Annotated in this window: 1 protein-coding gene; it reads right to left on the bottom strand. The window is 59.9% G+C overall.

Annotated features, from left to right (window positions below; translation table 11 throughout):
• Window positions 1-105 precede the first annotated feature (105 nt).
• A partial coding sequence (locus tag AC1D0P_RS28935) for a polysaccharide biosynthesis/export family protein (protein ID WP_477679882.1) occupies window positions 106-478 on the bottom strand: 373 nt, incomplete at its 5' end.

Here is a 478-nt window from a genome sequence, read left to right as displayed (position 1 = left end):
GCTCTGTTCTTTGGCAAGATCGCGGACATGGCGGAAAATTCCTCCGACGGGAGAGCGGAAACAATGGAGGATCCTGAGCGGCACGGGGTCCTGCATGAAGAACACCTAGAACAGGCGTTCGCGAACGTAGATCGTATCTCCGGCAAGCACGGAACTGGAAATCGACACACGACCGGTCAGGATATTGCCGTTGACCTTGCGGGTCACGTCGGCATTGGCCTGGTTGGCGCGCGCTGTGTAGCCGCCTGCGACGGCAATTGCGTTCTGGATCGTCATKCCAGGAACATAGGTATACTGACCGGGTTGTCCAACCTCGCCCATGACGAAAATCGAGCGGTAGCGGTCGACMTCGATCGACACGTCGGGATCGCGCAGATAGCCCTGGCGCAGCTTGGCTGCAATCTGACCTTCCAGCTCTTGCAGCGTCCGACCGCGCGCTGGCACGGTGCCGATCAGCGGAAAGGCGATATAGCCGGCC

The organism is Polaromonas sp. P1_G2, from assembly GCF_056405515.1.
The sequence above is the reverse complement of the archived record's forward strand: the minus strand, read 5'-3'. Positions and strand labels throughout refer to the sequence as shown.